Source organism: Streptomyces sp. NBC_00210, from assembly GCF_045160975.1.
Classification (GTDB): Bacteria; Actinomycetota; Actinomycetes; order Streptomycetales; family Streptomycetaceae; genus Streptomyces.
This window is the reverse complement of sequence record NZ_CP108120.1, coordinates 3,361,647-3,386,210: the sequence shown is the minus strand read 5'-3', so window position 1 is coordinate 3,386,210 and position 24,564 is coordinate 3,361,647. Positions and strand designations below refer to the sequence as shown.

General features: G+C 71.0%; 25 protein-coding genes. 8 read left to right on the top strand and 17 right to left on the bottom strand.

Going from position 1 to position 24,564, the window contains the following annotated elements; translation table 11 throughout:
• The first annotated feature begins 52 nt into the window (after positions 1-52).
• Positions 53-1,330 (top strand): thymidine phosphorylase, encoded by a 1,278-nt coding sequence (locus OG729_RS15240; protein ID WP_405806540.1) that lies wholly within the window; start codon positions 53-55, stop codon positions 1,328-1,330.
• A gap of 152 nt (positions 1,331-1,482) precedes the next feature.
• A complete protein-coding gene (locus OG729_RS15235; RefSeq protein WP_405806538.1) occupies positions 1,483-1,764 on the top strand; it encodes an STAS domain-containing protein in 282 nt (93 codons plus the stop codon).
• A 47-nt stretch (positions 1,765-1,811) separates the two neighbouring features.
• Here the strand turns inward: OG729_RS15235 and OG729_RS15230 are convergent, their stop codons facing one another.
• From OG729_RS15230 to OG729_RS15220, 3 genes are all read right to left on the bottom strand, one after another.
• Positions 1,812-2,810: a sigma-70 family RNA polymerase sigma factor gene (locus OG729_RS15230; RefSeq protein ID WP_405806537.1), complete on the bottom strand. Its 999-nt coding sequence runs from the start codon at positions 2,808-2,810 to the stop codon at positions 1,812-1,814.
• 68 nt (positions 2,811-2,878) lie between these two features.
• A complete protein-coding gene (locus OG729_RS15225; protein ID WP_405811143.1) occupies positions 2,879-3,535 on the bottom strand; it encodes a L,D-transpeptidase family protein in 657 nt (218 codons plus the stop codon).
• Between the two features lie 151 nt (positions 3,536-3,686).
• On the bottom strand, positions 3,687-4,985 hold the full coding sequence (locus tag OG729_RS15220) for an MFS transporter (RefSeq protein ID WP_405806536.1): 1,299 nt from the start codon (positions 4,983-4,985) through the stop codon (positions 3,687-3,689).
• A 62-nt stretch (positions 4,986-5,047) separates the two neighbouring features.
• Between OG729_RS15220 and OG729_RS15215 the strand changes: the two genes are divergently transcribed.
• On the top strand, positions 5,048-6,010 hold the full coding sequence (locus OG729_RS15215) for a LysR family transcriptional regulator (protein WP_404725751.1): 963 nt from the start codon (positions 5,048-5,050) through the stop codon (positions 6,008-6,010).
• A gap of 49 nt (positions 6,011-6,059) precedes the next feature.
• Here OG729_RS15215 and OG729_RS15210 read toward each other — a convergent pair whose 3' ends face one another.
• A complete protein-coding gene (locus OG729_RS15210; RefSeq protein ID WP_360871904.1) occupies positions 6,060-6,740 on the bottom strand; it encodes an alpha/beta hydrolase in 681 nt (226 codons plus the stop codon).
• 262 nt (positions 6,741-7,002) lie between these two features.
• Between OG729_RS15210 and OG729_RS15205 the strand changes: the two genes are divergently transcribed.
• Together OG729_RS15205 and OG729_RS15200 are read left to right on the top strand one after the other, a co-directional pair.
• Positions 7,003-8,157: an adenosine deaminase gene (locus OG729_RS15205; RefSeq protein WP_360871551.1), complete on the top strand. Its 1,155-nt coding sequence runs from the start codon at positions 7,003-7,005 to the stop codon at positions 8,155-8,157.
• 125 nt (positions 8,158-8,282) lie between these two features.
• Positions 8,283-8,573 (top strand): hypothetical protein, encoded by a 291-nt coding sequence (locus OG729_RS15200; protein WP_360871549.1) that lies wholly within the window; start codon positions 8,283-8,285, stop codon positions 8,571-8,573.
• A 67-nt stretch (positions 8,574-8,640) separates the two neighbouring features.
• Here the strand turns inward: OG729_RS15200 and OG729_RS15195 are convergent, their stop codons facing one another.
• The 5 genes from OG729_RS15195 to afsQ1 form a co-directional block, all read right to left on the bottom strand.
• Positions 8,641-8,841 (bottom strand): PspC domain-containing protein, encoded by a 201-nt coding sequence (locus OG729_RS15195; protein ID WP_360871546.1) that lies wholly within the window; start codon positions 8,839-8,841, stop codon positions 8,641-8,643.
• Positions 8,842-8,935: 94 nt separating this feature from the next.
• Positions 8,936-9,514 (bottom strand): VanZ family protein, encoded by a 579-nt coding sequence (locus OG729_RS15190; RefSeq protein WP_405806534.1) that lies wholly within the window; start codon positions 9,512-9,514, stop codon positions 8,936-8,938.
• 121 nt (positions 9,515-9,635) lie between these two features.
• On the bottom strand, positions 9,636-10,262 hold the full coding sequence (locus OG729_RS15185) for a hypothetical protein (protein ID WP_405806533.1): 627 nt from the start codon (positions 10,260-10,262) through the stop codon (positions 9,636-9,638).
• Positions 10,259-11,848, bottom strand: a complete 1,590-nt coding sequence (locus OG729_RS15180; protein ID WP_360871538.1) for a HAMP domain-containing sensor histidine kinase — start codon at positions 11,846-11,848, stop codon at positions 10,259-10,261. The genes OG729_RS15185 and OG729_RS15180 overlap by 4 nt, the downstream gene beginning before the upstream one ends.
• A 40-nt stretch (positions 11,849-11,888) precedes the next feature.
• Positions 11,889-12,566 (bottom strand): two-component system response regulator AfsQ1, encoded by a 678-nt coding sequence (gene afsQ1 / locus OG729_RS15175; RefSeq protein ID WP_175257369.1) that lies wholly within the window; start codon positions 12,564-12,566, stop codon positions 11,889-11,891.
• Between the two features lie 295 nt (positions 12,567-12,861).
• Between afsQ1 and OG729_RS15170 the strand changes: the two genes are divergently transcribed.
• Positions 12,862-13,596, top strand: coding sequence for a SigE family RNA polymerase sigma factor (locus tag OG729_RS15170; RefSeq protein ID WP_360871535.1), 735 nt, complete (start codon positions 12,862-12,864; stop codon positions 13,594-13,596).
• Between the two features lie 202 nt (positions 13,597-13,798).
• Here the strand turns inward: OG729_RS15170 and OG729_RS15165 are convergent, their stop codons facing one another.
• Positions 13,799-14,503 (bottom strand): uridine kinase, encoded by a 705-nt coding sequence (locus OG729_RS15165; protein ID WP_405806531.1) that lies wholly within the window; start codon positions 14,501-14,503, stop codon positions 13,799-13,801.
• A 55-nt stretch (positions 14,504-14,558) separates the two neighbouring features.
• Here OG729_RS15165 and OG729_RS15160 point away from each other — a divergent pair, with 55 nt between their 5' ends.
• Positions 14,559-14,948 (top strand): hypothetical protein, encoded by a 390-nt coding sequence (locus OG729_RS15160; protein WP_405806530.1) that lies wholly within the window; start codon positions 14,559-14,561, stop codon positions 14,946-14,948.
• A 151-nt stretch (positions 14,949-15,099) separates the two neighbouring features.
• Here the strand turns inward: OG729_RS15160 and OG729_RS15155 are convergent, their stop codons facing one another.
• The 3 genes from OG729_RS15155 to deoC are packed head-to-tail and all read right to left on the bottom strand — an operon-like array spanning position 15,100 to position 18,415.
• Positions 15,100-16,011 (bottom strand): aldehyde dehydrogenase family protein, encoded by a 912-nt coding sequence (locus OG729_RS15155; RefSeq protein WP_405806528.1) that lies wholly within the window; start codon positions 16,009-16,011, stop codon positions 15,100-15,102.
• Complete coding sequence (locus tag OG729_RS15150) at positions 16,004-17,455, bottom strand: aldehyde dehydrogenase family protein (protein ID WP_360871524.1); 1,452 nt, start codon at positions 17,453-17,455, stop codon at positions 16,004-16,006. Before OG729_RS15150 ends, OG729_RS15155 begins: the two co-directional genes overlap by 8 nt.
• Positions 17,456-17,461: 6 nt before the next feature.
• The gene (gene deoC / locus OG729_RS15145) at positions 17,462-18,415 is read right to left on the bottom strand and encodes a deoxyribose-phosphate aldolase (protein ID WP_405806526.1); all 954 of its coding nucleotides are present in this window, start codon (positions 18,413-18,415) and stop codon (positions 17,462-17,464) included.
• Between the two features lie 329 nt (positions 18,416-18,744).
• On the opposite strand from deoC, the gene OG729_RS15140 reads away from it, so the two are divergent.
• Positions 18,745-19,380, top strand: coding sequence for a PH domain-containing protein (locus OG729_RS15140; RefSeq protein WP_405806525.1), 636 nt, complete (start codon positions 18,745-18,747; stop codon positions 19,378-19,380).
• A gap of 85 nt (positions 19,381-19,465) precedes the next feature.
• Here the strand turns inward: OG729_RS15140 and OG729_RS15135 are convergent, their stop codons facing one another.
• From OG729_RS15135 to OG729_RS15120, 4 genes are all read right to left on the bottom strand, one after another.
• Positions 19,466-20,674 carry a hypothetical protein gene (locus OG729_RS15135; RefSeq protein ID WP_405806524.1) on the bottom strand — a complete coding sequence of 403 codons (1,209 nt, stop codon included), beginning with the start codon at positions 20,672-20,674 and terminating at the stop codon, positions 19,466-19,468.
• 111 nt (positions 20,675-20,785) lie between these two features.
• Complete coding sequence (locus OG729_RS15130; RefSeq protein WP_405806522.1) at positions 20,786-22,468, bottom strand: phospho-sugar mutase; 1,683 nt, start codon at positions 22,466-22,468, stop codon at positions 20,786-20,788.
• 536 nt (positions 22,469-23,004) lie between these two features.
• A complete protein-coding gene (locus OG729_RS15125; protein ID WP_405806518.1) occupies positions 23,005-23,835 on the bottom strand; it encodes a purine-nucleoside phosphorylase in 831 nt (276 codons plus the stop codon).
• A 152-nt stretch (positions 23,836-23,987) separates the two neighbouring features.
• On the bottom strand, positions 23,988-24,425 hold the full coding sequence (locus OG729_RS15120) for a gamma-glutamylcyclotransferase (RefSeq protein WP_142214025.1): 438 nt from the start codon (positions 24,423-24,425) through the stop codon (positions 23,988-23,990).
• Positions 24,426-24,564 lie beyond the last annotated feature (139 nt).

Below are 24,564 nucleotides of genomic sequence, written 5' to 3'. Positions count from 1 at the left end.
ATGCGCGTAGAGTCGCGCGTACGCAAACACAGCACTTGCCGGAAGGAATCCCATGGACGCCATCTCCGTCATCCGCACCAAGCGGGACCGGGGCGAGCTGAGCCCCGAGCAGATCGACTGGGTCATCGACGCCTACACGCGCGGTGAGGTCGCCGACGAGCAGATGTCGGCGCTGGCGATGGCGATACTGCTGAACGGCATGAACCGTGCGGAGATCGCCCGCTGGACCGCCGCGATGATCGCGAGCGGCGAGCGCATGAACTTCGACGCGCTCTCCCGCCCGACCGCCGACAAGCACTCCACGGGCGGCGTCGGCGACAAGATCACGCTGCCGCTCGCGCCCCTGGTGGCGGCGTGCGGCGCGGCCGTGCCGCAGCTGAGCGGCCGCGGCCTCGGCCACACCGGCGGCACCCTGGACAAGCTGGAGTCCATCCCCGGCTGGCGCGCGCTGCTCTCCAACGAGGAGATGCTGCACGTCCTGGACACCACCGGCGCGGTGATCTGCGCGGCAGGCGACGGACTGGCCCCGGCGGACAAGAAGCTGTACGCCCTGCGGGATGTCACAGGCACCGTCGAGGCGATTCCGCTCATCGCCTCCTCGATCATGTCCAAGAAGATCGCCGAGGGCACCGGCTCGCTGGTCCTTGACGTCAAGGTGGGCACCGGCGCCTTTATGAAGACCATCGAGGACGCCCGCGAACTGGCCTCCACCATGGTCGCGCTGGGCACCGACAGCGGCGTGAAGACCGTCGCGCTCCTCACCGACATGTCGACCCCGCTCGGCCTCACCGCGGGCAACGCCCTCGAGGTCCGCGAGTCCGTCGAGGTCCTCGCGGGCGGCGGCCCCGCCGATGTCGTCGAGCTGACCCTGGCGCTCGCCCGCGAGATGCTCGACGCGGCCGGCATCAAGGACGCGGACCCGGCGAAGGCGCTGGCCGACGGCTCGGCGATGGACGTCTGGCGACGCATGATCGCGGCCCAGGGCGGTGACCCGGACGCCACGCTCCCGGTCGCCCGCGAGCAGCACGTGGTGACGGCTCCGTCCTCCGGCGTACTGACCCGTCTCGATGCCTACGACGTCGGCCTCGCCGCCTGGCGCCTGGGCGCCGGCCGCGCCCGCAAGGAGGCCCCGGTGCAGGAGGGCGCGGGTGTCGAGCTGCACGCCAAGCCCGGTGAGCAGGTCACCGCGGGCCAGCCGCTGCTGACCCTGCACACGGACACCCCGCAGAAGTTCGACTACGCGCTGGACTCGCTGAAGGCGGCGTACGACATCGCCCCCGCGGGCACGGAGTTCACCGCCGACCCGATCGTGCTGGACCGCATCGCCTGACCCGCGTCGCTCGGCGGACCGATGAGAATCGGCCCGCCGGGCGGTCCACAGAGCAGGGCATATCCGCCACTGCGACGGGACGGGGACATGGGGCCATGGGCCGACGACCGGGTACCTCGATGAGTTCTGGACGCTGGGGCGGTCTCCTCCGTGTGGACGCTACACAGCCGATCATCGTGCGCATCGCAGGGAGAGTGTCCCCGGCCGATGTGCCGCGCCTGTGCGAGGAGTTGAGCGCGCGGCTCACGGGTGCCGATGCCACCGAGGCGATCTGTGACGTCGGCGGGCTCACCGATGCGAACCTCGCCGCCGTCAACGCCGTCGCCTGCCTCCAGCTCACCGCACGGCGGCTGGGCAGCCGGATCCGGCTGCGCAATGCCGGGCCGGAGCTGCGGGCCCTGCTGGACCTGGTCGGTCTCGGCGAGGTCGCTTAGGTCCTGTCCGGCCGATCTTGCCGGGCTCGCGTGCCCTGGCACGCGAGCTAACCCGCGGGCGCGCCCGCCCCGTCCAGCCGGTCCGGCAGTTCGAACAGCGGGAACCAGCGCTTGGTGTCCAGGAAGAAGTCCATCCCGCCGACCATGCCGTCCCTGACCTCCAGGACGATCAGCGCCCACGGCTCGTACCCGTCGCCCGTCTGGCTGGGGTGGTAGTGCGCGAACGCCGGCGATCCGTTTGCCACGGTCGGGACCAGCTTCGAACCCCGGCAGACCTCGCCGACGCCCAGCATCCAGCCCACGATGTCGTCGTGGCCGCGCAGCCACAGGTCGTAGGGCGGCATGGACATGGTCGCGTCCTCATGGAGCAGCGCCGTCAGCGCCTTCATGTCGTACCCCTCGAAGGCCGCGACATAGCGGTCGAGGAGCTTCTTCTGCTCGTCGTCGAGGGGGTCTGCCGCGTCCGCCGCAGCCGGTTCCGATTCGGCGAGCGTCGCCCGCGCCCGCTGCAGCGCGCTGTTCACCGAGGCGACCGAGGTGGCAAGCAGCTCGGCCACCTCGCTCGCCTTCCAGGCCAGCACCTCGCGCAGGATCAGCACCGCCCGCTGCTTGGGCGGCAGATGCTGGAGCGCGGCGACGAAGGCCAGCCGGATGGTCTCCCGCTCCACCGCCGTCTCCGCCGGGTCGGCGACCGAGGGCAGCACCCGCCCGTCGGGCACCGGCTCCAGCCAGGTGATCTCCGGGCGGGCGTTGAGCTGTGCCTGGGCGACGGGGGTGGGGGAGGTGAGGTCCATCGGACGGGCCCGGCGGTTTCCGGCGTTCAGCATGTCCAGACAGACGTTCGTCGCGATGCGGTAGAGCCAGGAGCGCAGCGACGAGCGCCCTTCGAACTTGTCGAAGCTCCGCCAGGCCCGGACCATCGTGTCCTGGACGGCGTCCTCCGCCTCGAAGGTCGAGCCCAGCATGCGGTAGCAGTAGCCGGTCAGCTCCCGTCGGTACTGCTCCAGCCTGGAGTCCAGGTCCTTCGTAGTTGACGTATCACTCATCGGGTCCACCCCTGTAGCCCCTTGGCACCAGTCCTCCGGAAGCTACAGGAGCGGACTGACAATGGGGGTCAGGTTCCGGGCTTGCGCCCGTAGACGTACACGTCGTCGCCGTTCTTCAGCAGATTCCAGTATGCCTTCGCGTCCGCGGGGCGCATGTTCACACAACCGCCGGAGCCGGGCGGGTTGTACATCGACTTCGTGGTGGAGTGGAAGGCCTGCCCGCGGTCGAAGAACTGCGCGTACGGCATCCGCACGTTGTAGAGCGTCGACCAGTGGTTGATGCTCCGCCAGTAGATCTTCTTCGCGCCGGTACGGGTCTCGGTGCCGTTCTTGCCCGTACGCACCGGCACCGGGCCGTACTTGAGCTTCCTGCCGTCCTGGATCCAGGTCAGCTGGCGCGTCAGGTCGACGCACGCGATACGGCCCTTGTTGGTCGGGCACCTGCCCGCCTGGTTCGGGTTCTTGCCGGCCGCCCGCTGCGCGAGCATCGTGCTCATGGTGCGCCAGGTGATCGGCCCCGCGTACCCGATGGTGGGCGTGATCCCGTGCTTGGCCTGGAAGGCACGGATCGCGTTGCAGTCGGCCGCCGACTGCTTGCCGTCCACCGGCCGGCCCAGGAACTTCTCCACCTGCTTCTGGTACGGCCCCGTCGATGTCGTGCACGACGCCGCCTGCGCGGGCGCGCTGCCGAGCGCCACGGTCAGCGGGACCACCAGTCCGGTCAGTCCGAGCACGACCCCTGCTCGCCTGCGGTTCGTGCTCTTCGGTATACGCCTCACAGCCACCAACTCCCCTCCGTGCACCGTGCAATTGCGGTGTGCCTGCCGGTTGGACGCACGTCGGGGAGTTGGAGTTGTGCGGATTTCGGTGTTTATTTCAGCGCTGGGCCGCCGCGAGCACCAGCCGGTGTTCGGCCCTGGCGACCCGCGTCCCGTACAGCGTGATCGATACGACGCCGAGGACGGCGAGCAGACCCAGCAGGACCGTGCCCGGCCAGCCGCCGGAGTGGAAGGCGACCGCGCCGAGCGTGCCGCCCGCGCTGCTGCCCAGGTAGTACGCCGACTGGTAGAGCGCCGACGCCTGGGCGCGGCCCGTCTTCGCCGTACGGCTCACCGAGGACGAGGCGACCGCGTGGCCCGCGAAGAAGCCCGCGGTGATCAGGACCAGGCCGACCAGCACGGCGGGCAGCGAGTCCGCCAGCGACAGCAGCAGGCCTGCGGCGGTGGTGGTGACCGCGAGGTAGAGCGCACCACGGCGGCCGAGGCGGGCGACCAGCGTGCCGGCGGCGGCGGACGAGACCGTGCCGACCAGATAGACCAGGAAGATCGAGCCGATGATGCCCTGGGGGAGGTTGAAGGGCGCCTCCACCAGTCGGTAGCCGATCACCGTGTAGACCGCGCCGAAGACGGTCATGAACAGCGCGCCGATCGCGTACAGCCGCCGCAGCAGCGGGTCGGCGAGGTGGCCGCGTACGGTTTCGGCCAGGGCCTTCGGGTTGAGCGAACCGGGCGTGAACTGACGGGCCCTGGGGAGCATCGCCCGGAAGACCAGCGCGCACGCCAGCGCCATCAGGCCGACCGCGGCGAGCCCCGCGCGCCAGCCCCACAGCTGGGCCACCCAGCCGGTGACGATCCGGCCGCTCATGCCGCCGATGCTGTTGCCCGCCACGAACAGACCGATCGCCGCGACCAGTGCCTTGGGCCGTACCTCCTCGGCGAGAAACGCCATCGCAGAGGCGGGCAGACCGGCAAGCGCCGCGCCCTGCACGGCGCGCAGCGCCACCAGCCACTCAAGGCTCGGCGCGAACGGCACCAGCAGCCCGACGACGACGGCGACCGCGAGCGAGGCGGTCATCACGGTGCGCCGCCCGTAGCGCTCGGAGAGGGCGCTCATCGGCAGGACGCACAGGGCCAGCGCGCCGGTCGCGGCGGAGACCGTCCAGCTGGCGGCGCTCGCGCTCACGCCGAAGCCGGCGGAGACGGCGGGCAGCAGCGCCTGCGTGGAGTAGAGGAGGGCGAAGGTCGCAACGCCCGCGGCGAAGAGCGCGAAGCTCATGCGGCGGTAGCCGGGGCGGCCGGGGGCGAGGAGCTCGGCGGAGTGCGAAGGGGACGGTGCGAGGGACGGCGAGGTGAGGGCACCCACGGTGGTGGGCGCCCCGGTACTGGCGGAAGGCATGCATCGAAAGTAGGCCGCCGTTTTTCATGCGTCCAATGCATGGAATGGCAATAATCGTTCCCATGGTGCATCAACACAGCTCACAGCCGCGGCTGTCACCAGGCAGTTACGAAGAATATGCGGAAGACACGGCGCTGCTGCTCGCTCCGCGCCTCGCCTACTTCGCCGGGGTCGCCCGGCAGGAGCACGTGACGCGCGCCGCGCAGGAGATGGGCGTGCCCCAGTCCACGCTGTCACGGGCGATCGTCCGCCTCGAAGAGGACCTCGGCGTGACGCTCTTCGCCCGCAAGGGCCGCACGGTCTCGCTGACCCCGGCGGGCCGGACGTTCCTCACCTCGGTGGAGCGGGCGCTGGCCGAGGTGGAGCGGGCGGCGGACTCGGTGCGTGCGGACGCGGACCCGGCGTCCGGAAAGGTCGCCTTCGGCTTCCTGCACACGATGGGCTCGGAGACCGTGCCGGGCCTGATCCGTGCCTTCCGGGCCGACCACCCCCGTATCCGCTTCACCCTCGTCCAGAACTACGGCGAGGCAATGATCGAGCGCCTGCGCGCGGGCGACCTCGACCTCTGCCTGACCTCGCCGGTCCCGGACGCGCCGGACCTGGTGGCCCGGCGCCTGGACGAACAGCGGCTGCGGCTCGTGGTCCCGGACGATCACCGCCTCGCGTCCCGCAAGCGGATCCGCCTGGCCGAAGCGGCGGACGAAACCTTCGTGACCCTCGAACCCGGCTACGGGCTGCGCCGCATCACCGACGACCTGTGCGCGGAGGCGGGCTTCACGCCGCGCGTGGCCTTCGAGGGCGAGGAGGCGGAAACCCTGCGCGGCCTGGTCGCGGCGGGCCTGGGCGTGGCCCTGCTCCCGCCACCGGCGGTGGCCCGCCCGGGCGTGGTCGAACTGACGGTGACGGCGCCGCGGGCGGTACGGGAGATCGGGGTGGCATGGCTGGACGGCCACCCGGACACGGCCCCGGTGGCGGCGTTCAAACGGTTCCTGTTGTCCAGGCGGGGTCACTTGCTGCCGGACTGAGGCGCGGTGGTCCGCCGGGAGGGTCCGGGGCGCAGCCCCGGCCTCGGGCTCACGATCGCAGTGCGCGGCCGAAGCCCGCCGCCAGTGGCATGCGCAGGCCCAGTGGCGGCGGGGCGGCCAGGGCGTCCGCGACGGGGCGGGCGTAGGTGCGGGTGAACAGTGCGCCCAGCACGAAGTCTGCTGCCAGCGCCTGGACTTCCTCCTGGTACTGGCGCAGCGCATGGCCGTCCGAGTGGACCTCGAAGCGGCATGTGTCGCGGTTGGCCTTCTTCGCGCGCTCCGCGAGGCGGTAGGAGAGCTCCGGATCCGTACGCGCGTCATTCGTGCCGTGCACTATCAGCACATGGCGGCCGGCCAGTTGTTTCACCGGTTCCGGTGTCGCCGCCACATCGTCCTCCGGCAGCCAAGGGGCCATCGCCAGCACGGAGTTGACCGCCGGGTGGCCCGCCGCGTGGAGGGCCGCGCGGCCGCCCATGCCGTGGCCGGCCAGGCAGACGGGGACGTCGCCGTAGCGCCGTACGACCTCGTCCACCGCCCAGCTCGCGTCCGCCGCCAGATGCGCGTCCGTGCCGTTCCAGCCGCGGCAACGGTAGTGGACCGCGTGCGCGACCAGGCCGTCCCCGCGCCCGGCCCGCGCCAGCGTGCGGCCGAGCGGCAGAGCCGCGGCGTACGACAGCGTCGAGGGTCGGCGTACCGACTGCGGCTCCCCGTCCGGCAGGAGCAGCACCACCCCGCCCACCGCGGAGTCGACCCCGAGGCCGCGTCCTTTGGTGGCCCTGCCCAGGCGCGCGCAGGGCGTTTCCCGGCTCCCTCGTGCGCCCCTTGCCACTGTCGCTGCCGCCGCGCCTTCCGGACGCCCCCACCACAGGGGCTGTGCGTGGTGTGCCATGGCAGAACAGTCTCAGAAGGACAGGTGTACTCCACCCGTACGCACGGTCACTGTTACGTATCGACACAGCGCTCTCTACGCGCGTAGGGGCTAGAGTGCGCAGATGACGAGCCAGACCCTCAATACGCCCTCCGCGGACCAGATCCGCCGCGCTCCGAAGGTGCTCCTCCACGACCACCTCGACGGCGGGCTGCGTCCGGGCACGATCATCGAACTCGCCCGCGACGCGGGCTACACGGCGCTTCCCGAGAGCGAGCCCGACAAGCTCGGAATCTGGTTCCACGAGGCCGCCGACTCCGGCTCCCTGGAGCGCTATCTGGAGACCTTCGCGCACACCTGCGCCGTCATGCAGACCCGCGACGCCCTTGTCCGCGTCGCCGCCGAGTGCGCGCAGGACCTCGCCGAGGACGGCGTCGTATATGCGGAGGTGCGGTACGCGCCCGAGCAGCATCTGGAGGCCGGGCTCTCCCTCGAAGAGGTCGTGGAGGCGGTCAACGAGGGCTTCCGCGAGGGCGAGCTGCGGGCCCGCGAGAGCGGCCACCGCATCCGCGTCGGCGCCATGCTGACCGCGATGCGGCACGCGGCCCGCGCCCTGGAGATTGCCGAACTTGCCAACCGTTACCGCGATTCGGGCGTCGTCGGCTTCGACATCGCGGGCGCCGAGGCGGGCTTCCCGCCCACCCGCCACCTCGATGCCTTCGAGTATCTGAAGCGGGAGAACAACCACTTCACGATCCATGCCGGCGAGGCCTTCGGGCTGCCGTCGATCTGGCAGGCGCTCCAGTGGTGCGGCGCCGACCGGCTCGGGCACGGAGTGCGGATCATCGACGACATCGAGGTCACCGAAGACGGCGCCGTCAAGCTCGGACGGCTCGCCGCATACGTACGGGACAAGCGCATTCCGCTGGAGCTCTGCCCCACCTCCAACCTGCAGACCGGGGCAGCCGCCTCGTACGCCGAGCACCCCATCGGACTGCTGCGCCGGCTTCATTTCAGGGCCACCGTCAACACCGACAACCGACTGATGTCGGGCACCAGCATGAGCCGCGAGTTCGAGCTGCTGACCGAGACCTTCGGATACACGCTCGACGACATGCAGTGGTTCACCGTCAATGCGATGAAGAGCGCGTTCATTCCTTTCGATGAACGACTGGCGATGATCAACGACGTGATCAAGCCCGGTTACGCCGAGTTGAAGTCCGAATGGCTGTTCCGGCAGACCGCCACGACCAGCGACTCTTCCCCCACTCAGGACTGAGTGGGAGGGCGCAGAAGCGGCCGGGAACGTCAACACCCGGCCGCTTCGAGGTGTTTGCGGCCGCTGTGCGGTGCTGGCTAGCTTGGCGAGCCTCCCACCAACCTCGTCCCAAGGACTCATCCCTGATGAAGCAGTCTGCTGCCAAGTCTCTCGGTGTCGCCGCTCTCGGTGCCGCCTTCGCCGCTGCCGCCGCGGGCACTGCCTCCGCCGCGCCGGCCGTCCTGCCCGCCCCCGCGCCCTCGCTCGACAGCGTCACCAGCGTCCTGCCGGTCCAGGACGCGCTGACGCACACGCTGCCCACCGCGCAGTCGGCGGCCCCGGTCGCCAGCCTGCTCGGCGGCCTCCCGGCCGACGGCCTCCCGATCGGTGACGTCGGCATCCTGCCGGTCGGCGACGGTCTGCACGGCCTCGGCTGACCGACGTGACAGCAGTGGGGCGCACACCCGGGTTCGGGTGTGCGCCCCATTTGTCGTACGGCGGGTGCTACCAGGCCGTGCTCGCGGTCTTCTCCGAGGGCAGCAGCACCCAGAGCGCCAGATAGAGCAGGAACTGCGGTCCGGGCAGCAGGCACGAAACCAGGAAGATCACGCGCATCGTGTTCGCGGAGGTGCCGAAGCGCCGTGCCAGCGCCGCGCACACTCCACCGATCATGCGTCCGTCACGGGGGCGGGCAAGTGCGGCCATGGTGGGCTCCTTAGCAAGAACCGTTCGTGGGAGCAGCTCCGTCGTGCTCCCGATGACTCCATGGTGGCTCCACAAGGAGGGTCAAAGCGTCGCTCTACGGGGCGATCCCGACCCTGGGAATCGTCGGGGTCGCCCCCTGAGACGCATCGTCCCGCAGCAGGGCACCGCGCTGCTGCCGGGCCGAACCCGCGGCCGGTCCCGTCGCCGTCCGCTGCCTGCGGCGGAGCCGGGCCCGCCCCGCGGGCACGACCAGCAGATGGGCCAGCGTCACCCCGGCCGTGTTCAGCAGCAGCGAGTCCACATCCAGTACCCGGCCCGGCACCGCCGTCTGCAGCAGTTCAATGGCGAGCGACAGCAGGGCTCCGGCCGTGACCGTACGGGCCAGGGATGCCAGCGGGGAGACGAAGAGCCGGCCGCCCGCCATCGGCAGCAGTATGCCGAGAGGGGCCAGCAGCAGCAGTCCTTCGCCGATCCTGCGCGCGGCCTCCACCGGCCCCAGCACCAGGTCCGCCTTGATTCCGGCGAGCGGCTGGAGATTCGTCGCCGTCACCCACACGACGTCCAGTGGGCGCAGCGTCAGCCATGCGACGAGCAGCAGATGCGCGAGGAGGAGGATGACCCCCGCCGCGCGGAAGCGGATGGCGGCACTGCCGCCCTGACCTTGACGCTGCACGCCCCCCAAGACGCATGCTTCGCGCGAATCGGTTCCGCGCGGTGCGAAGAGGAAGCCGAGTGGCCCCGCCGGAAGCCTCAGAAGGAGAACGGTCCCAGGAAGAATCGGAAGGCGATCGGTCCTAGGAAGAAGGCGAAGGGAGCGCGCCGAGTGTGGGCACCGGCTCCTCGGGACGCTCCTTGGTCTCGGCCGAGCACCGGTACCCGCGCGGCGCATACTCCCCGGGCCCGCCCAGCACCACCGAACCGTCCGCCGCCGCCGCCCGGCCCTCGGCGAAGGTGCACACGATCTGGGCGAGCGCCGCCGGCGGCAGATCCTCCGGCTGGCGGCTCAGCCGCAGCGTGCCCGCGGGATCGCCCGGGCGCGGGCCGCTCAGCACCAGCGGTCCTCGTACGTAGGTGGCGAAGCCCGCCTCGTGCTCGGGCGACGAGGGCTCCCGCGCCAGCTCGTCGATGAGCGCCCGGGCCATCCCTGTGCGGCTGCCGACGGCCTTCTCCGAAACCCTGGCCGTACGGTCCACGGACTCCAGCTGGGACGCGCAGACGAGATAGACGCGGACCGGGACGCCCTTCGGCTGGGCCTGGGGAGTGAGGTCCTGCGAGGTCACCTCGCACGGCACGCGCGAGGGCGCGGGACCGGCGTCGACCGGTACCTGTGTGGTCCTGATCCCGCAGCCGCCGAGCGCGGCAGTGGCTATGAGTACGGCGAGTGCGGCCGCCGCCCGCCGAATACGGCCCTTCGGCGTCACTGCGCGCCTTCCTCTCCCCGGTGGTCCGCGCGGTCCCCAGCAGCGTCGGCGCCTGCGTCCGCGTCGTCGTGCCCGTCGTAGTCGCTCAGCGACGAGGCGTCGTCATTCAGCGACGACGCATCGCGCGGCAGCGTCAGCACGAACACCGCGCCGTCGCCGTCCGCCGAGTTGGCCGCGGTGATGTCGCCGCCGTGGATATGGGCGTTCTCCATAGCGATCGAGAGCCCCAGACCGCTGCCCTCGGAGCGTGGCCGCGAGGCGCTCGCCTTGTAGAAGCGGTCGAAGACATGCGGCAGCACGTCCTCGGGGATGCCGGGCCCGTGGTCCCGTACCTCGATCAGCAGCTCGTGGTCGACCGGCCGCACCGAGACCCGTACCGGCGAACCGCCGTGCTTGAGAGCGTTGCCGATCAGATTGGCAAGGATCACGTCGAGCCTGCGCGGATCGAGCCGCGCCATGATTCCGCGCTCGGCGTCCAGCTCCACCGCGTCCAGCCAGGCGCGCGCGTCGATGCAGGCGGTGACCTGGTCGGCGACGTCGACCGTGTCCAGAACGAGCCTGGCCGTGCCCGCGTCGAAGCGGGTGACCTCCATCAGGTTCTCGACGAGATCACCGAGCCGCCGTGTCTCGCTCACCACCAGGTTCACGGCGGGCGCGATCATCGGGTCGAGGCTGTCGGCCTCGTCCTCCAGCACCTCGGTGACGGCGGTGAGCGCGGTCAGCGGGGTGCGCAGCTCGTGCGACATGTCGGCGACGAAGCGGCGGCTGGACTCCTCCCGCGCGCTCATGTCCGCGACCTTCTTCTCCAGCGACTCAGCGGTCTTGTTGAACGTCCGCGCCAGCTCCGCCAGTTCGTCCGTGCCCGAGACCCGCAGCCGGGTGTCGAGCTTGCCCTCGCCGAGCCGCCGGGCCGCCTCGCCGAGCCGGTGCACCGGCCTGAGCACGGTGGTGGCCGCGGCCTGCGCGAGCAGCGCGGAGCCGATCAGCGCCAGCGCGGTGGCGATCGCCAGCGACCATGCCAGCGAGTTGAGGTCCTGCCGCTCCTGGTCAAGCGACTTGAAGACATAGCCGGTCGGACCGCCGCCGATGATCCGGGTGCCGCCGACCAGGTAGGGCTTACCGCGGCGCTGGGTGCGCTGCCAGTAGAGGTGGTATGGGACGGAGTTGCCCGCGCCCACGCCCTGCCGCTCGTTCACCGCCTCCTGGAGCTTCCCGGGCACGTCCTTGAGCGTGAAGTTGTCCGGGTTGGACGCACCGACGATCGGCTTGCCCTCGGCGCGTTCGCCGATGAGCAGCACGCTGTAGCCGGAGCTGGCGTCGGCCATCTGCTCGGCGGTCTTCTGCAGTTCGTTCTGCGTCGGCCGAAGCGGCAGCGCGGCGGCCCGGTTCTGCATCTCCTGGCGGAAGTCCCGGAGGGTGGCGTCCTGTGTGCGGGTGAGCACGGCTTCCCGGTTGAGCCAGTACGCGATGCCCGAAGCGGACACGGCGGCGGTCAGCGCGACGAGGGCGAAGACGACGACAAGTCGAAGGCGCAGGCTCGTCCACCGAAGTCCAGCGAGTATCGCGCGCTTTGCGGCACTGCTCACCTAGGGGTTCCGTTTCTGCGGGTCAGGGCGTGCACCTGTCTCACTGCGGGACGTCCAGCCGATAGCCCACGCCGCGCACCGTACGGATCAGGGTCGGCGACGACGGCACGTCCTCGACCTTCGCCCGCAGCCGCTGTACGCAGGCGTCCACCAGTCGTGAGTCGCCGAGGTAGTCGTGCTCCCACACCAGACGCAGCAGCTGCTGCCGCGACAGGGCCTGACCGGGCCTGCGGCTCAGTTCGAGGAGCAGCCGCAGCTCGGTCGGCGTGAGCTGCAGGTCCTCGCCGTTCTTGGTGACCGTCATCGCGGAGCGGTCGATCACCAGCGAGCCGAAGGTCGCGGAGTCGGTGGACTCGCGCTCACCGCGCCGCAGCACGGCGCGGATCCGGGCGTCCAGCACACGGCCCTGCACGGGCTTGACGACATAGTCGTCGGCGCCCGACTCAAGACCCACGACCACATCGATGTCGTCGCTGCGTGCGGTCAGCAGAATGATCGGCAGCTGGTCGGTGCGCCTGATGCGTCGGCACACCTCGAAACCGTCGATCCCGGGCAGCATCACATCCAGCACGATCAGGTCCGGCCGCTGCTCGCGCAGCAGTTTCAGGCCGTCCTCGCCCGTCGCCGCGGTGGCCACACGGTGGCCCTGGCGTGACAGGGAGAGTTCGAGGGCCGTGCGGATGGCGTCGTCGTCCTCGATCAGCAACAGGAAAGGCACGGAGGTCATTCTGGCCCATGGTGCCGCCGGAGTTCGACCGTTGGGTCGCTCCCACACGACTCCTCCGCTTGTGAGAGGCGTAACGAGCGCTTTCTGAGGCGGTGGGCGCGGGGGGATCGAACGGCTTCTGCGAGGCCTTCGCGCGGCCTTTGTGACGGTCTTGGCCCGGCCTCTGCGAGACCCCGGTGGGCCCTGTGACAGGCCTGTGACAGTCGACGGACACCGCGATGAAACTGCCCGGGCAATCTTTTTGGCACACGGACGGAAACAGACTCCACTCGACGGGGGGCGCGAGATGAACGCACTGCACAGCACCAACTCAAGCGCAGTTGTCACGCGTCTCCACGACGTTGTGAGGAGCACGGAGAAGTCCGGCGCCGTGAACGGGCGGGGGTGCGTTCGCGGCGCCGGGCGTCAGCACAAGCCGTCGTACATGACGGTGGTTGACGCGACGGTCGGGGGAAGCGGAGCCGCGTACGGGGAGGCAACTGGGGAGCGGACAAGCCTGTCGGAGGCGGAGTTCACCGCCTACGTGCAGGAGCGCCGCGCCTCCCTGTACGCGACCGCGTACCACCTGACCGGGGACCGGTTCGAGGCGGAGGATCTGCTGCAGAGCGCCCTCTTCTCGACGTACCGGGCCTGGGACAGGATCAGCGACAAGGCGGCGGTCGGGGGCTATCTGCGCCGCACGATGACCAACCTGCACATCAGCGCCTGGCGCCGGCGCAAGCTCAACGAGTACCCGACGGAGGAGCTGCCGGAGACGGCGAGCGACACCGACGCGATGCGGGGTACGGAGCTGCGCGCGGTGCTCTGGCAGGCGCTGGCCAGGCTGCCCGAACTCCAGAGGACGATGCTGGTCCTTCGCTACTACGAGGGCCGGACCGACCCGGAGATCGCGGAGATCCTGGACATCAGTGTCGGCACGGTGAAGTCGAGCATCTGGCGGTCGCTCCGCCGGCTGCGTGAGGACGAGGTCCTCAGCTTCGGCCGTGACGAGGAAGAGTCCTTCGGCGAGCTGGTGGCCTGAGGGCACCTGGGGGGAACGGGGGAACGGGGGCCGCTGTTTCGGGGGAGACGGCGGCGTCGGGGGACCACGGGGGTCACGGGGGACCAACGGGGACCACGGGGGAAACAACGCGGGACCGGACAGGCCGGGGGGTCTTGTCCGGCCCCGCGCTTTCTTTTTGTCCCTGCGGCGTTGGGTGCGCTGCTCAGCGAGACCTCGGCCGTCAGGCCAGGGTGCGCGCCGCGGGTGTACGGCTGTGGCCCGCTGCCGCCGAGGCGAGGCGGCCCAGCGCCTCCTCCTTGCCGCACGGATGCGCGCCGAGTTCCGTCTGGCGGGCCACGATGCCCCGTTCCTGGCGCATCAGTCGCCAGCCGCGGCGGAGCAGGAAGCCCACTGACTTGCGGCCCTCGCGCAGGTCCCGCGCCAGCCGGCGGCGGAACGTCGTCGACGGGCGGCCGCGCAGGCACAGCGCGTCCGCCAGCACGCCGAGTTCTGCGCAGCGGCCCACGATGTCCGCCGCGAAGATGCCCTCCGCCACGAACAGGGGCGTGCGGCCGATCCCGAACGCCTCCCGGTCGACGCGCGAGCTCGTGGCGATGTCGTACACAGGGACGGTGGTACGTCCGGTACGGCACAGCTCCTCGATCGCCGCCACCGCCGCGTCCGCGTCCCACGACCCCGGCGAGTCCCAGTCGATGTCCGAACTGCCCACCACCAGCGGCAGCGTCGGGTCGTCGCCCTCTTTGTAGAAGTCGTCCAGGCGCAGCACCGGCAGACCCGAGCGCTCGGCGAGGGACGACTTTCCGGAACCGGAGGGACCCGAAAGCAGAACGACACGGGTGGGAATGGAGGAAGAGCTCACGGGACACCAGTGTGAGGCATTGACTCGTGAAGGGGACCCGCCGGGGCCGGGGTTGGTATTGAGCATCACACCTCAAATACGCTGCGTGCTCGACCGATTACTCCTTTAGGCGGGAAACCTCATGGCACGTCACAAAGCTCCCCAGCCCCCGCGGCTCGCCCTGCTGCGAGCAGGTCTGACCGTCGCGACGGTGGCCGCGGCCCTCGGCGCGGGCGGTGCCGCGCACGCCGCGCCGGCGAGCGCACCCGTGGGCCTCGACACGCTCGAAGGGCAGGCCCAGAGGGCGACGGGCGTGGTCACGAACTCGCTGGCCGGTGCCGGGCAGCTCAAGAACCTCCAGCTCAACCCCCTGGCCAACACCGGCGTCGACCCGCTCGACAACTCGGTCGGCACACAGGTCGCCGACTTCAAGCCGGTCTCCACCGAGGCGGTCACCGGCCCCCTCGCGGCCGGTGCCGCGGCAAAGGACCTGCCGGTCGTGGGCGGCGCCACGCGGCTGCTGCCCTTCTGAGGCCGGTCCGAGTCCGGGCGCGGAAGAGCCCCCTGCCGCCGGACGGGACGGCAGGGGGCTCGGTCTTGGGCCGGGCCGCTGCCCGGTCAGTACTCAGAACCGGTCAGTACTCAGAACCGACAGCACGCGGAACCGTCAGTACGCGGAACCGTCAGTACGCCGAACCGGACGCGCCCAGCGAGCCCGTCGGATGCCAGACCGTCTTCGTCTCCAGGAAGGCCGTCAGGCGGTGCGTGCCGGGATCCGCCGAGAAATCCACAGCCTGTGGACGAAGCACGCGCTTGAGATTGTCCGCCGCCGCGATCTCCAGTTCCTTCGCCAGCACGTCATCGGCACCGGTGAGGTCGATGGCGTTGACGTCCTGGTGCGAGGCCAGCGGGGTCGCAATCTCAGCAGTCCGGCCCGACAGGATGTTGACCACACCGCCGGGCAGGTCGGACGTGGCCAGCACCTCGCCCAGGGAGAGCGCGGGCAGCGGGGACTTCTCGCTCGCGATCACGATCGCCGTGTTGCCGGTCGCGATCACCGGGGCGAGCACCGACACCAGGCCCAGGAAGGACGACTCCTGGGGTGCCAGCACCGTCACCACGCCCGTCGGCTCGGGGGTCGACAGGTTGAAGAACGGGCCCGCGACCGGGTTCGCCCCGCCCACGATCTGGCCGATCTTGTCCGTCCAGCCCGCGTACCAGACCCAGCGGTCGATCGCGGCGTCCACGACCGCGGCGGCCTTGGACTTCGACAGGCCCTCGGCATCGGCGACCTCGCGCGCGAACTGGTCCCGGCGGCCCTCCAGCATCTCGGCGATGCGGTAGAGGATCTGGCCGCGGTTGTACGCGGTCGCGCCGGACCAGCCGCCGAAGGCCTTGCGGGCGGCGACGACGGCGTCACGCGCGTCCTTGCGGGACGAGAGCGGGGCGTTGGCCAGCCACTTGCCCTTGCCCGCCGCGCCAGCGGCCGATGTTTTCGCCGTCACCTCGTACACCCGGCCGCTCTCGGAGCGGGGGAACTTGCCCCCGACGTACAGCTTGTAGGTCTTGAAGACGCTCAGTCGCCCGTCAGACATCGAGGTAGGCCTCCAGACCGTGACGGCCGCCCTCGCGGCCGAAGCCCGACTCCTTGTAGCCGCCGAAGGGCGAGGTCGGGTCGAACTTGTTGAACGTGTTGGCCCAGACGACGCCGGCCCGGAGCTTGCTCGCCACCGCGAGGATGCGGGAGCCCTTCTCCGTCCAGATGCCCGCCGAGAGGCCGTACTGGCTGTTGTTGGCCTTGGCGACGGCCTCGTCCGGCGTACGGAACGTCAGCACGGACAGCACCGGGCCGAAGATCTCGTCGCGCGCGATGGTGTGCGCCTGGGTGACGTTCGTGAAGAGCGTCGGGGCGAACCAGTAGCCGGAGCTCGGCAGCTCGCACGGCGCGGACCAGCGCTCGGCGCCCTCCGCCTCGCCCGTCTCGGTCAGCGACGTGATGCGGGCCAGCTGCTCGGCGGAGTTGATCGCGCCGATGTCGGTGTTCTTGTCCAGCGGGTCGCCGAGGCGGAGCGTGGACAGCCGGCGCTTCAGCGAGTGCAGCAGCTCGTCCTGGATGGACTCCTGGACGAGGAGGCGGGAGCCCGCGCAGCAGACCTGGCCCTGGTTGAAGAAGATGCCGCCGACGATGCCCTCGACGGCCTGGTCGATGGGGGCGTCGTCGAAGACGATGTTGGCGCCCTTGCCGCCCAGCTCCAGGGTGACCTTCTTGTTCGTGCCCGCGATCTGGCGGGCGATGGCCTTGCCGACCGCGGTCGAGCCGGTGAAGGCTACCTTGTTGACATCCGGGTGCTCGACGAGCGCGGCGCCCGTCTCGCCGTATCCCGGAAGGATGTTGACGACGCCCTTCGGCAGGCCCGCCTGGCGGCATACGTCCGCGAAGAACAGCGCACTCAGCGGCGTGGTCTCGGCGGGCTTCAGCACCACGGTGTTGCCGGTGGCGAGCGCAGGCGCGATCTTCCACGCGAGCATCAGCAGCGGGAAGTTCCAGGGGATGACCTGGCCGGCCACGCCGAGCGGCCGCGGGCTTTGGCCGTATCCCGCGTGGTCGAGCTTGTCGGCCCAGCCCGCGTAGTAGAAGAAGTGCGCGGCGACGAGCGGCAGATCCGCGTCGCGGGTCTCCTTGATCGGCTTGCCGTTGTCGAGGGTCTCCAGGACGGCGAGCTCGCGCGAGCGCTCCTGGATGATCCGCGCGATGCGGAAGAGGTACTTGGAACGCTCCGAGCCGGGCAGCGCCGACCACTTCTCGAACGCCTTGCGGGCCGCCTTCACAGCTCGGTCCACGTCCTCGGTGCCCGCCTGGGCGACCTCGGCCAGGACCTCCTCGGTGGACGGCGAGACGGTCTTGAAGACCTTGCCGTCGGCGGCGTCGGTGAACTCGCCGTCGATGAAGAGGCCGTACGACGGCGCGATGTCGACGATCGACCGCGATTCGGGGGCCGGTGCGTACTCGAACACAGATGTCTGCTTGTCCATAGTCATGGGGTCTCAGTCCACCGTCACGTAGTCGGGGCCGGAGTAGCGTCCGGTGGCCAGCTTCTGACGCTGCATCAGCAGGTCGTTCAGCAGGCTCGACGCGCCGAAGCGGAACCAGTGGCTGTCCAGCCAGTCCGGGCCGGCGGTCTCGTTGACCAGGACCAGGAACTTGATCGCGTCCTTGCTGGTGCGGATGCCGCCCGCGGGCTTCACGCCCACCTGCACTCCAGTCTGCTCCCGGAAGTCGCGCACGGCCTCCAGCATGAGCAGGGTGTTCGCGGGGGTGGCGTTGACCGCGACCTTGCCGGTCGAGGTCTTGATGAAGTCCGCGCCCGCGATCATGCCGAGCCAGGAGGCGCGGCGGATGTTGTCGTACGTCGAGAGCTCGCCGGTCTCGAAGATGACCTTCAGCCGGGCGTGGCCCGCGGCCTCCTTCACGGCGCGGATCTCCTCGTAGACCTTCAGGTAATGCCCGGCGAGGAAGGCCCCGCGGTCGATCACCATGTCGATCTCGTCGGCCCCGGCGGCGACGGCGTCGCGGGTGTCCGCGAGCTTCACGCCGAGGGCGGCACGGCCGGCCGGGAAGGCGGTGGCGACGGAGGCGACCTTGACGCCTGAGCCCTTGAGGGCCTCGGCGGCGACGGCGGCCATGTCGGGGTACACGCAGACCGCGGCGGTCGACGGGGTGGTCCGGTCGGTCGGGTCGGGATGGACGGCCTTGGCGGCGAGCGCCCGGACCTTGCCCGGGGTGTCCGCGCCTTCGAGCGTCGTCAGATCGATCATCGAGATGGCCAGATCAATGGCGTACGCCTTGGCCGTGGTCTTGATCGAGCGCGTACCGAGCCCTGCGGCGCGGGCCTCCAGGCCGACGGCGTCGACGCCGGAGAGGCCATGGAGGAAGCGCCGCAGTGTGCTGTCGGACGCGGTCACGTCAGCGAATGCGGTGGGGATGGTGGGCATGGTCACCAGATGAGCATATCTACGCGCGTAGCGGCCTGTACAGGGGGTGGGGCTGGAACCCGTCCATTGTGCCCCCGATCGAGACCTGCCGGTCTCGTGCGGCACCAGGGCGTGTTTTAGAAGTCCCGCCTGCCCCGCGACGCCTGGCACGCACACTCGCGATGTTGTCGGAGTCGCCCAAGTACGTCCAGTACGAGGGCGATCCTCCGCCTTGCGATTGCACGCACCAGACGCCGCAGGGCCCGCCCTGCGGGCGGACGGCGCTACTTCTAAAACACGCCCTAGGTCTGACCTCGTCGATGGCCCCCCGCCGCGCGTACGGCAGAATCGGAGGCATGACGACCCCCCAGCCGCCCGCCGAGCCTACCTACGCCGACCGGGTCTTCCGCTCGCCTCTCGGGATGGTGGGCGGCGTCCTGCTGCTCGCGCTCGTCGCCTGGCTCACCGGGGACGCGATCGTCCGGGGCGAGGGGCGCACGCCGTGGGTGGCCCTCGCTGCGGCGCTGCTGGCCGCCCCATTGGTGATCGCCTTCACGCTGCGTCCCGCGGTCTTCGCCGGCGACGACCGGCTGCGCATCCGGAATCCGTTCCGGACGATCACGCTGCCCTGGGCCGTTGTCGCGGATGTGCGGGCCGGGTACTCCAGCGAGGTCTTCACGCAGGAGGGTACGAAGTACCAGCTGTGGGCGATCCCGGTCTCGCTGCGGCAGCGCAAGCGGGCTTCGCGCCAGCAGATGCGGCGGGCGCACGACGACCCGCGCGGGCGCACGTCGGTCTCGGCGGATGTCACCGATTCCAAGGCCCGGGTGGCGCCTACGGACCAGGCGATCGTGGACCTGCGGGAGCTGAAGGAGCACAACGCGGCTCGGCCGGGCGCGCAGGGTGAGCCGCAGATCCGCTGGGCGTACGAGGTCGTGGCGCCGGCGGCGGCGGGGGCGGTGCTGCTCGCGGTGCTTCTGGCGATCGGCTGACGGTTGGTCGGAGCGGCGGCGCGGGACGTCTCGGGCCCGCTGGGCGCGGCGCACTCACGGAGCCACCCCCGGTGATCACGGCAGATCAGGGCGGGCCCTTCCACACCAGCAGCATGTACGCCCCGAGCCAGGCCGACGACAGCGTCGCCGTGGCGAGTACGCCCGCCGACACCGCCGGACGCCGCGCTCTCGCCAGCGACCGGGCGAGCGGCATCAGCAGCGGGAAGCCCGGCATCAGAAAGCGGGCGCGCGGGAAGTAGACGCCGCCGCTGCCGAGCACGACGAGCAGCAGCACGCCGGTGAAGACCAGCAGCGCGAGCGGCTGTCGCTCGGCGAGGCACAGCAGATACAGCCCGACCGACACGATCAGCACGACCGACACGATGACCAGGAACAGCTGCGGCTTGGTCATATAGACCAGGTACTGCCGCAGATAGCGCAGCGTTGACGCCCCGCCGTCCCACTCGTTCCGCCACAGCTTCTGTACGGCGAAGTAGCCGTCCACGCGCCCTACGCGCAGGCCCACCCACGCGACGTACGCCAGCCACCCCGTGGGCGCGATCAGCGCCCCCACCAGAGCCGCCCGCCGGCCGCCGGGGCGGCGTCCGCGGCAGGCAGACAGCGCGGCCACCGACACCGCCGTCGCGAGCGCGATGCCCGTCGGCCTGGTCAGCCCTGCCAGCGCCGCGAGGGAACCCGCCCACAGCCAGCGCCCGGTGAGCACTGCGTACAGCGACCACGCCGCGAGCGCCGTGAACATCGACTCGGTGTAGCCCATCCACTGGACCATCGCGACGGGCAGCACGCCCCAGAGCACGGTGAGCAGGATGCCCACCCGCCGCCCGTACAGCAGGTCGCCCACCGCGAAGACACCCCACGCGGCGACGAACGAGAAACCGACCGCGAGCAGCAGCCCGACACTCGCGCGCGACCCGGGCGTGAGAGCGGCGACGGCCTTCACCAGGATCGGATAGAGCGGGAAGAAGGCGAGGTTGTTGTCGTTGGGGCGGGTGCCGAGGGCGTCGGCGTAGCCATGGTCGGCGATGCCCAGGTACCAGCCCGAGTCCCAGGACGTGGCCAGCGTCGGCCAGACGCCGTGCCCCTGCACATGCGCCCATCTGGCGAGGGCCAGCAGCCCGCAGAGCCGTACCGCGAGATAGCCGAGCAGCGCGGGCGCGGCCCGCCGCAGCGCCCGCCAAAGACGGTCCGGTACGCCTGCCGGGCCGCCGCCTCCCGTGGCCGGCGGCCGGCGGGAGGCGGGGACAGTGGCTCGAACGGTCGCGGTGGGGGACACGGCGGCTGCTCCTGTGACTCGGCATGCGCTACCGGGTCACCATTGCCCGGACGGTCACAGGGAGCGGGTGCCGCTGCCTCAACTCCGTACGAGATTCACCCGTACGGGCGGTCAGATCCCCGCCGCGGCCGCCAGATCCCGCTTGATGCCGTCCAGGATCTCCGTGGCCCGCTCCCGCGCGGTCCCGAGCCCGCTCGCGTCCGCGACCGGCACCACGACCTCCAGGTAGCACTTGAGCTTGGGCTCGGTGCCGCTCGGGCGGACGATGACGCGGGCCTTGAACTCGCCGTCGAGGTAGTACCGCAGGCCGTCCGTGGGCGGGAGCTTGTCCGTGCCGCGGTTCAGATCCTCGGCGGAGACGACGCGCAGCCCGGCCAGCACGGTCGGCGGCTGCCCGCGCAGCGTGCGCATCGCGTCCGAGATGATGCTCAGGTCCTCGACGCGCACCGACAACTGGTCCGTGGCGTGCAGGCCGTGCGCGACGGCGAGGTCGTCGAGCAGATCCGTGAGGGTGCGGCCCTGTTCCTTCAGCTCCGAGGTGAGCTCGGCGACGAGCAGGGCGGCGGTGATGCCGTCCTTGTCGCGTACGCCCTCGGGGTCGACGCAGTAGCCGAGCGCCTCCTCGTAGCCGTACCGCAGGTCCTCCACGCGGGCGATCCACTTGAAGCCGGTCAGCGTCTCCTCGTACGGCAGCCCCGCCGCCTCGGCGATCCGCCCGAGCAGGGACGAGGACACGATGGACTCGGCGAAGGTGCCCCGCGCGCCCTTGTGGACGAGGTGCGCGGCGAGCAGCGCGCCGACCTCGTCGCCACGGAGCATGCGCCAGTCGCCGTTGTCCGGGACCGCGACCGCGCACCGGTCCGCGTCCGGGTCGTTCGCGATCACGATGTCCGGCTGGACCTCGCGGGCCTTCGCGAAGGCGAGATCCATCGCGCCCGGTTCTTCCGGGTTGGGGAACGCGACGGTCGGGAACGCCGGGTCGGGCTCGGCCTGCTCCTGTACGAGCGCGGGGGCGGGGAAGCCGGCCCGGGCGAAGGCGGCGGTCAGCACGTCCTTGCCGACGCCGTGCAGGGCCGTGTAGACGACGCGGGCGGTGCGGGGGGAACCAGCGGTCAGCACGGCGTTTGTACGAGCCAGATAGGCGTCCAGGACCTCGTCGCCGAGGGTGTCCCACCCCGACTCGGCGCGGGGAACGTCCTCCAGGCTGCGGATCGTGTCGATCTCGGCGGCGATCTCGGAGTCGGCGGGCGGCACGATCTGGGAGCCGTCCCCGAGGTAGACCTTGTAGCCGTTGTCGCGCGGCGGGTTGTGGCTGGCCGTGACCTCGACGCCGGCGGCGGCGCCCAGCTCCCTTATGGCGAAGGCGAGTACGGGGGTGGGCAGCGGGCGGGGCAGTACGGCGGCGCGGAGCCCGGCGCCGACCATGACCGCGGCGGTGTCGCGCGCGAAGTCGGCGGACTTGTAGCGGGCGTCGTACCCGATGACGACGAGGCTGTCGGCCTGGCCCTTCGCCCTGAGATACGCGGCGAGTCCGGCAGCGGCCCGGATGACGACGGCCCGGTTCATCCGCATGGGCCCGGCCCCGAGCTCTCCGCGCAGCCCAGCCGTCCCGAACTGCAGCGTCCCGCTGAACCGCACGGCGAGCTCGTCGAGATCGTGCGCGTCGATGAGCTTCCCGAGCTCGTCCCGGGTCTCACTGTCCGGGTCCTCCGCCAGCCACGCGCTGGCCCGCGCGATGAGGTCCTGCTGCACGGTTGGTCCGCCTCTCGTGTGTGGTCGTCGTCGCCCTGCCATTGTCGGGGCGTCAGCATGCGTGCGGGGTGCGGTGACTCGGGCGCGGGGCTTGTTCCCCACCCCGCCCCTTCCCGGCTGTATCGACTTGCGGCTCCGCCGCGTGAGGGCTCCGCCCCGGACCCCGGGAGCGCCGTATGCAACCCGCGCCCCGGCCGTCCCGTACGCGCCGCGCCCCGGGTGCCCCGTCTCGTGGGGAGGGGCGGTGCAGGGTCGTCCCCGCAGGGGATCGGCGGCAATCACCGAGTGATCAATGCGCACCCCCGTACGCCGCCGACCCCGAGGAGTCGAGCCCGACGGCGCCCGTACCGCGGTCGTGGTGGGCGTGGGCCAGGGGGCGTTGGTGGTTGCTGCCGGTGGTGGGTTTCGCGGGCGAACCCCCGGAACCCGCACCCCGCGGCACCGGGCCACCCCGCGACCCGCACCACGGACCGCCCGCGCCCCACGCCACGGCCCCCCCCCGCGCGCCGCGGACCCCCGGGCAACGGACCCCGCTCCACGACCCGGGCAACGGAATACGCACCCCGCGGAGCGAACCGTCAGATCCGGTCCAGGACCCGCGTCAGCAGCGCGCCCATCCGGGCCGCCGAGTCCCGGCCCGCCTGCAGCACTTCCTCGTGGTTCAGCGGCTCACCCGTCAGCCCCGCCGCCAGGTTCGTCACCAGCGAGATGCCCAGCACCTCCGCGCCCGCCTCACGGGCCGCGATCGCCTCCAGGACCGTGGACATGCCCACCAGGTCGCCGCCCAGCACGCGGACCATGTTGATCTCCGCCGGCGTCTCGTAGTGCGGGCCGGGGAACTGGACGTACACGCCCTCCTCCAGCGACGCGTCGATCTCCTTGCACAGCGCACGCAGCCGCGGCGAGTACAGGTCCGTCAGGTCCACGAAGTTCGCCCCGACGATCGGCGACGTGGCCGTCAGGTTGATGTGGTCGCTGATCAGCACCGGCTGCCCGGGGCGCATGCCCTCGCGCAGACCACCGCAGCCGTTCGTCAGGACGACGGTCTTGCAGCCCGCGGCGACCGCGGTGCGCACCCCGTGCGCGACGGCCGCGACGCCCCGTCCCTCGTAGTAGTGCGTACGGCCCAGAAAGACCAGCGCCCGCTTCACGCCGATCCGGTACGAGCGGATCGTGCCGCCGTGGCCCTCGACCGCCGGCGGCGGAAAGCCGGGCAGTTCGGTGACCGGGAACTCGGCCTCGGGCGCACCGAGCGCGTCGACGGCCGGCGCCCAGCCGGAGCCCATCACCAGGGCTACGTCATGCGTCTCGGCGCCGGTCAGCTCGCGCAGGCGCGCGGCGGCGGCGTCGGCTGCGGCGTGGGGGTCGGCGGTAACGCCGTTGAGGTCCGGATTCACAGATGCGTTCACGCGGACGAGGGTAACCGGTGAATCCCTACGCGCGTAGATGACGCAGCTCACGGTCTTCGGATCGTTGTCTTGTTGTTTCCGACAAAGGGCCGACGAACACACGTCAGAACACGGGTCGGGACGCGGCCGGGTCGCAGGTCAGAACACAGGCCCTAGCACGGCCGCTTGCGCAGCTCCATCACATAGTCGTGCGGCGCCCCCGCCGAATCCGCCGCGTCCGCCAGCTCCCCCAGATACCGCGCCGACGGCAGCCCGCCCTCGTACCCGTTCAGCACGTACACCCAGGCCGGCTCCTCGCCGTCCAGCGTGTCCACGCGAACCCGCATCCGCCGGTAGATGTCCAGGCCGACACCCTCCCAGCGGTCCATCGAGTCCTCGTCCATCGGCGCGATGTCGTACAGCGCCACGAAGACCTGCGAGCGCGGCGCCTCCACGATCGTGGCCAGCGCCCCCTCCCAGCCCATCTGCTCGCCGCCGAACGTCAGCCGCCAGCCGTTCAGCCAGCCGGTGCCGCGCAGCGGGGAGTGCGGAGCGCGGCGGGACATCAGCCGCGCGTCGAGGTTGCCGGCGTACGCGGCGTAGAGCGACATGGGATCGAGGGTACGGGAGGGGCGCGGGTGAGTGCCGTTCACCATCGGAGGGACCCGGGGCAATGGCGCTTGAACCGTGCGGGACAATGGAGGACGTACTGCAGTCCAACGGGGCCACCCCCCCCGACCCCCGGCAGAA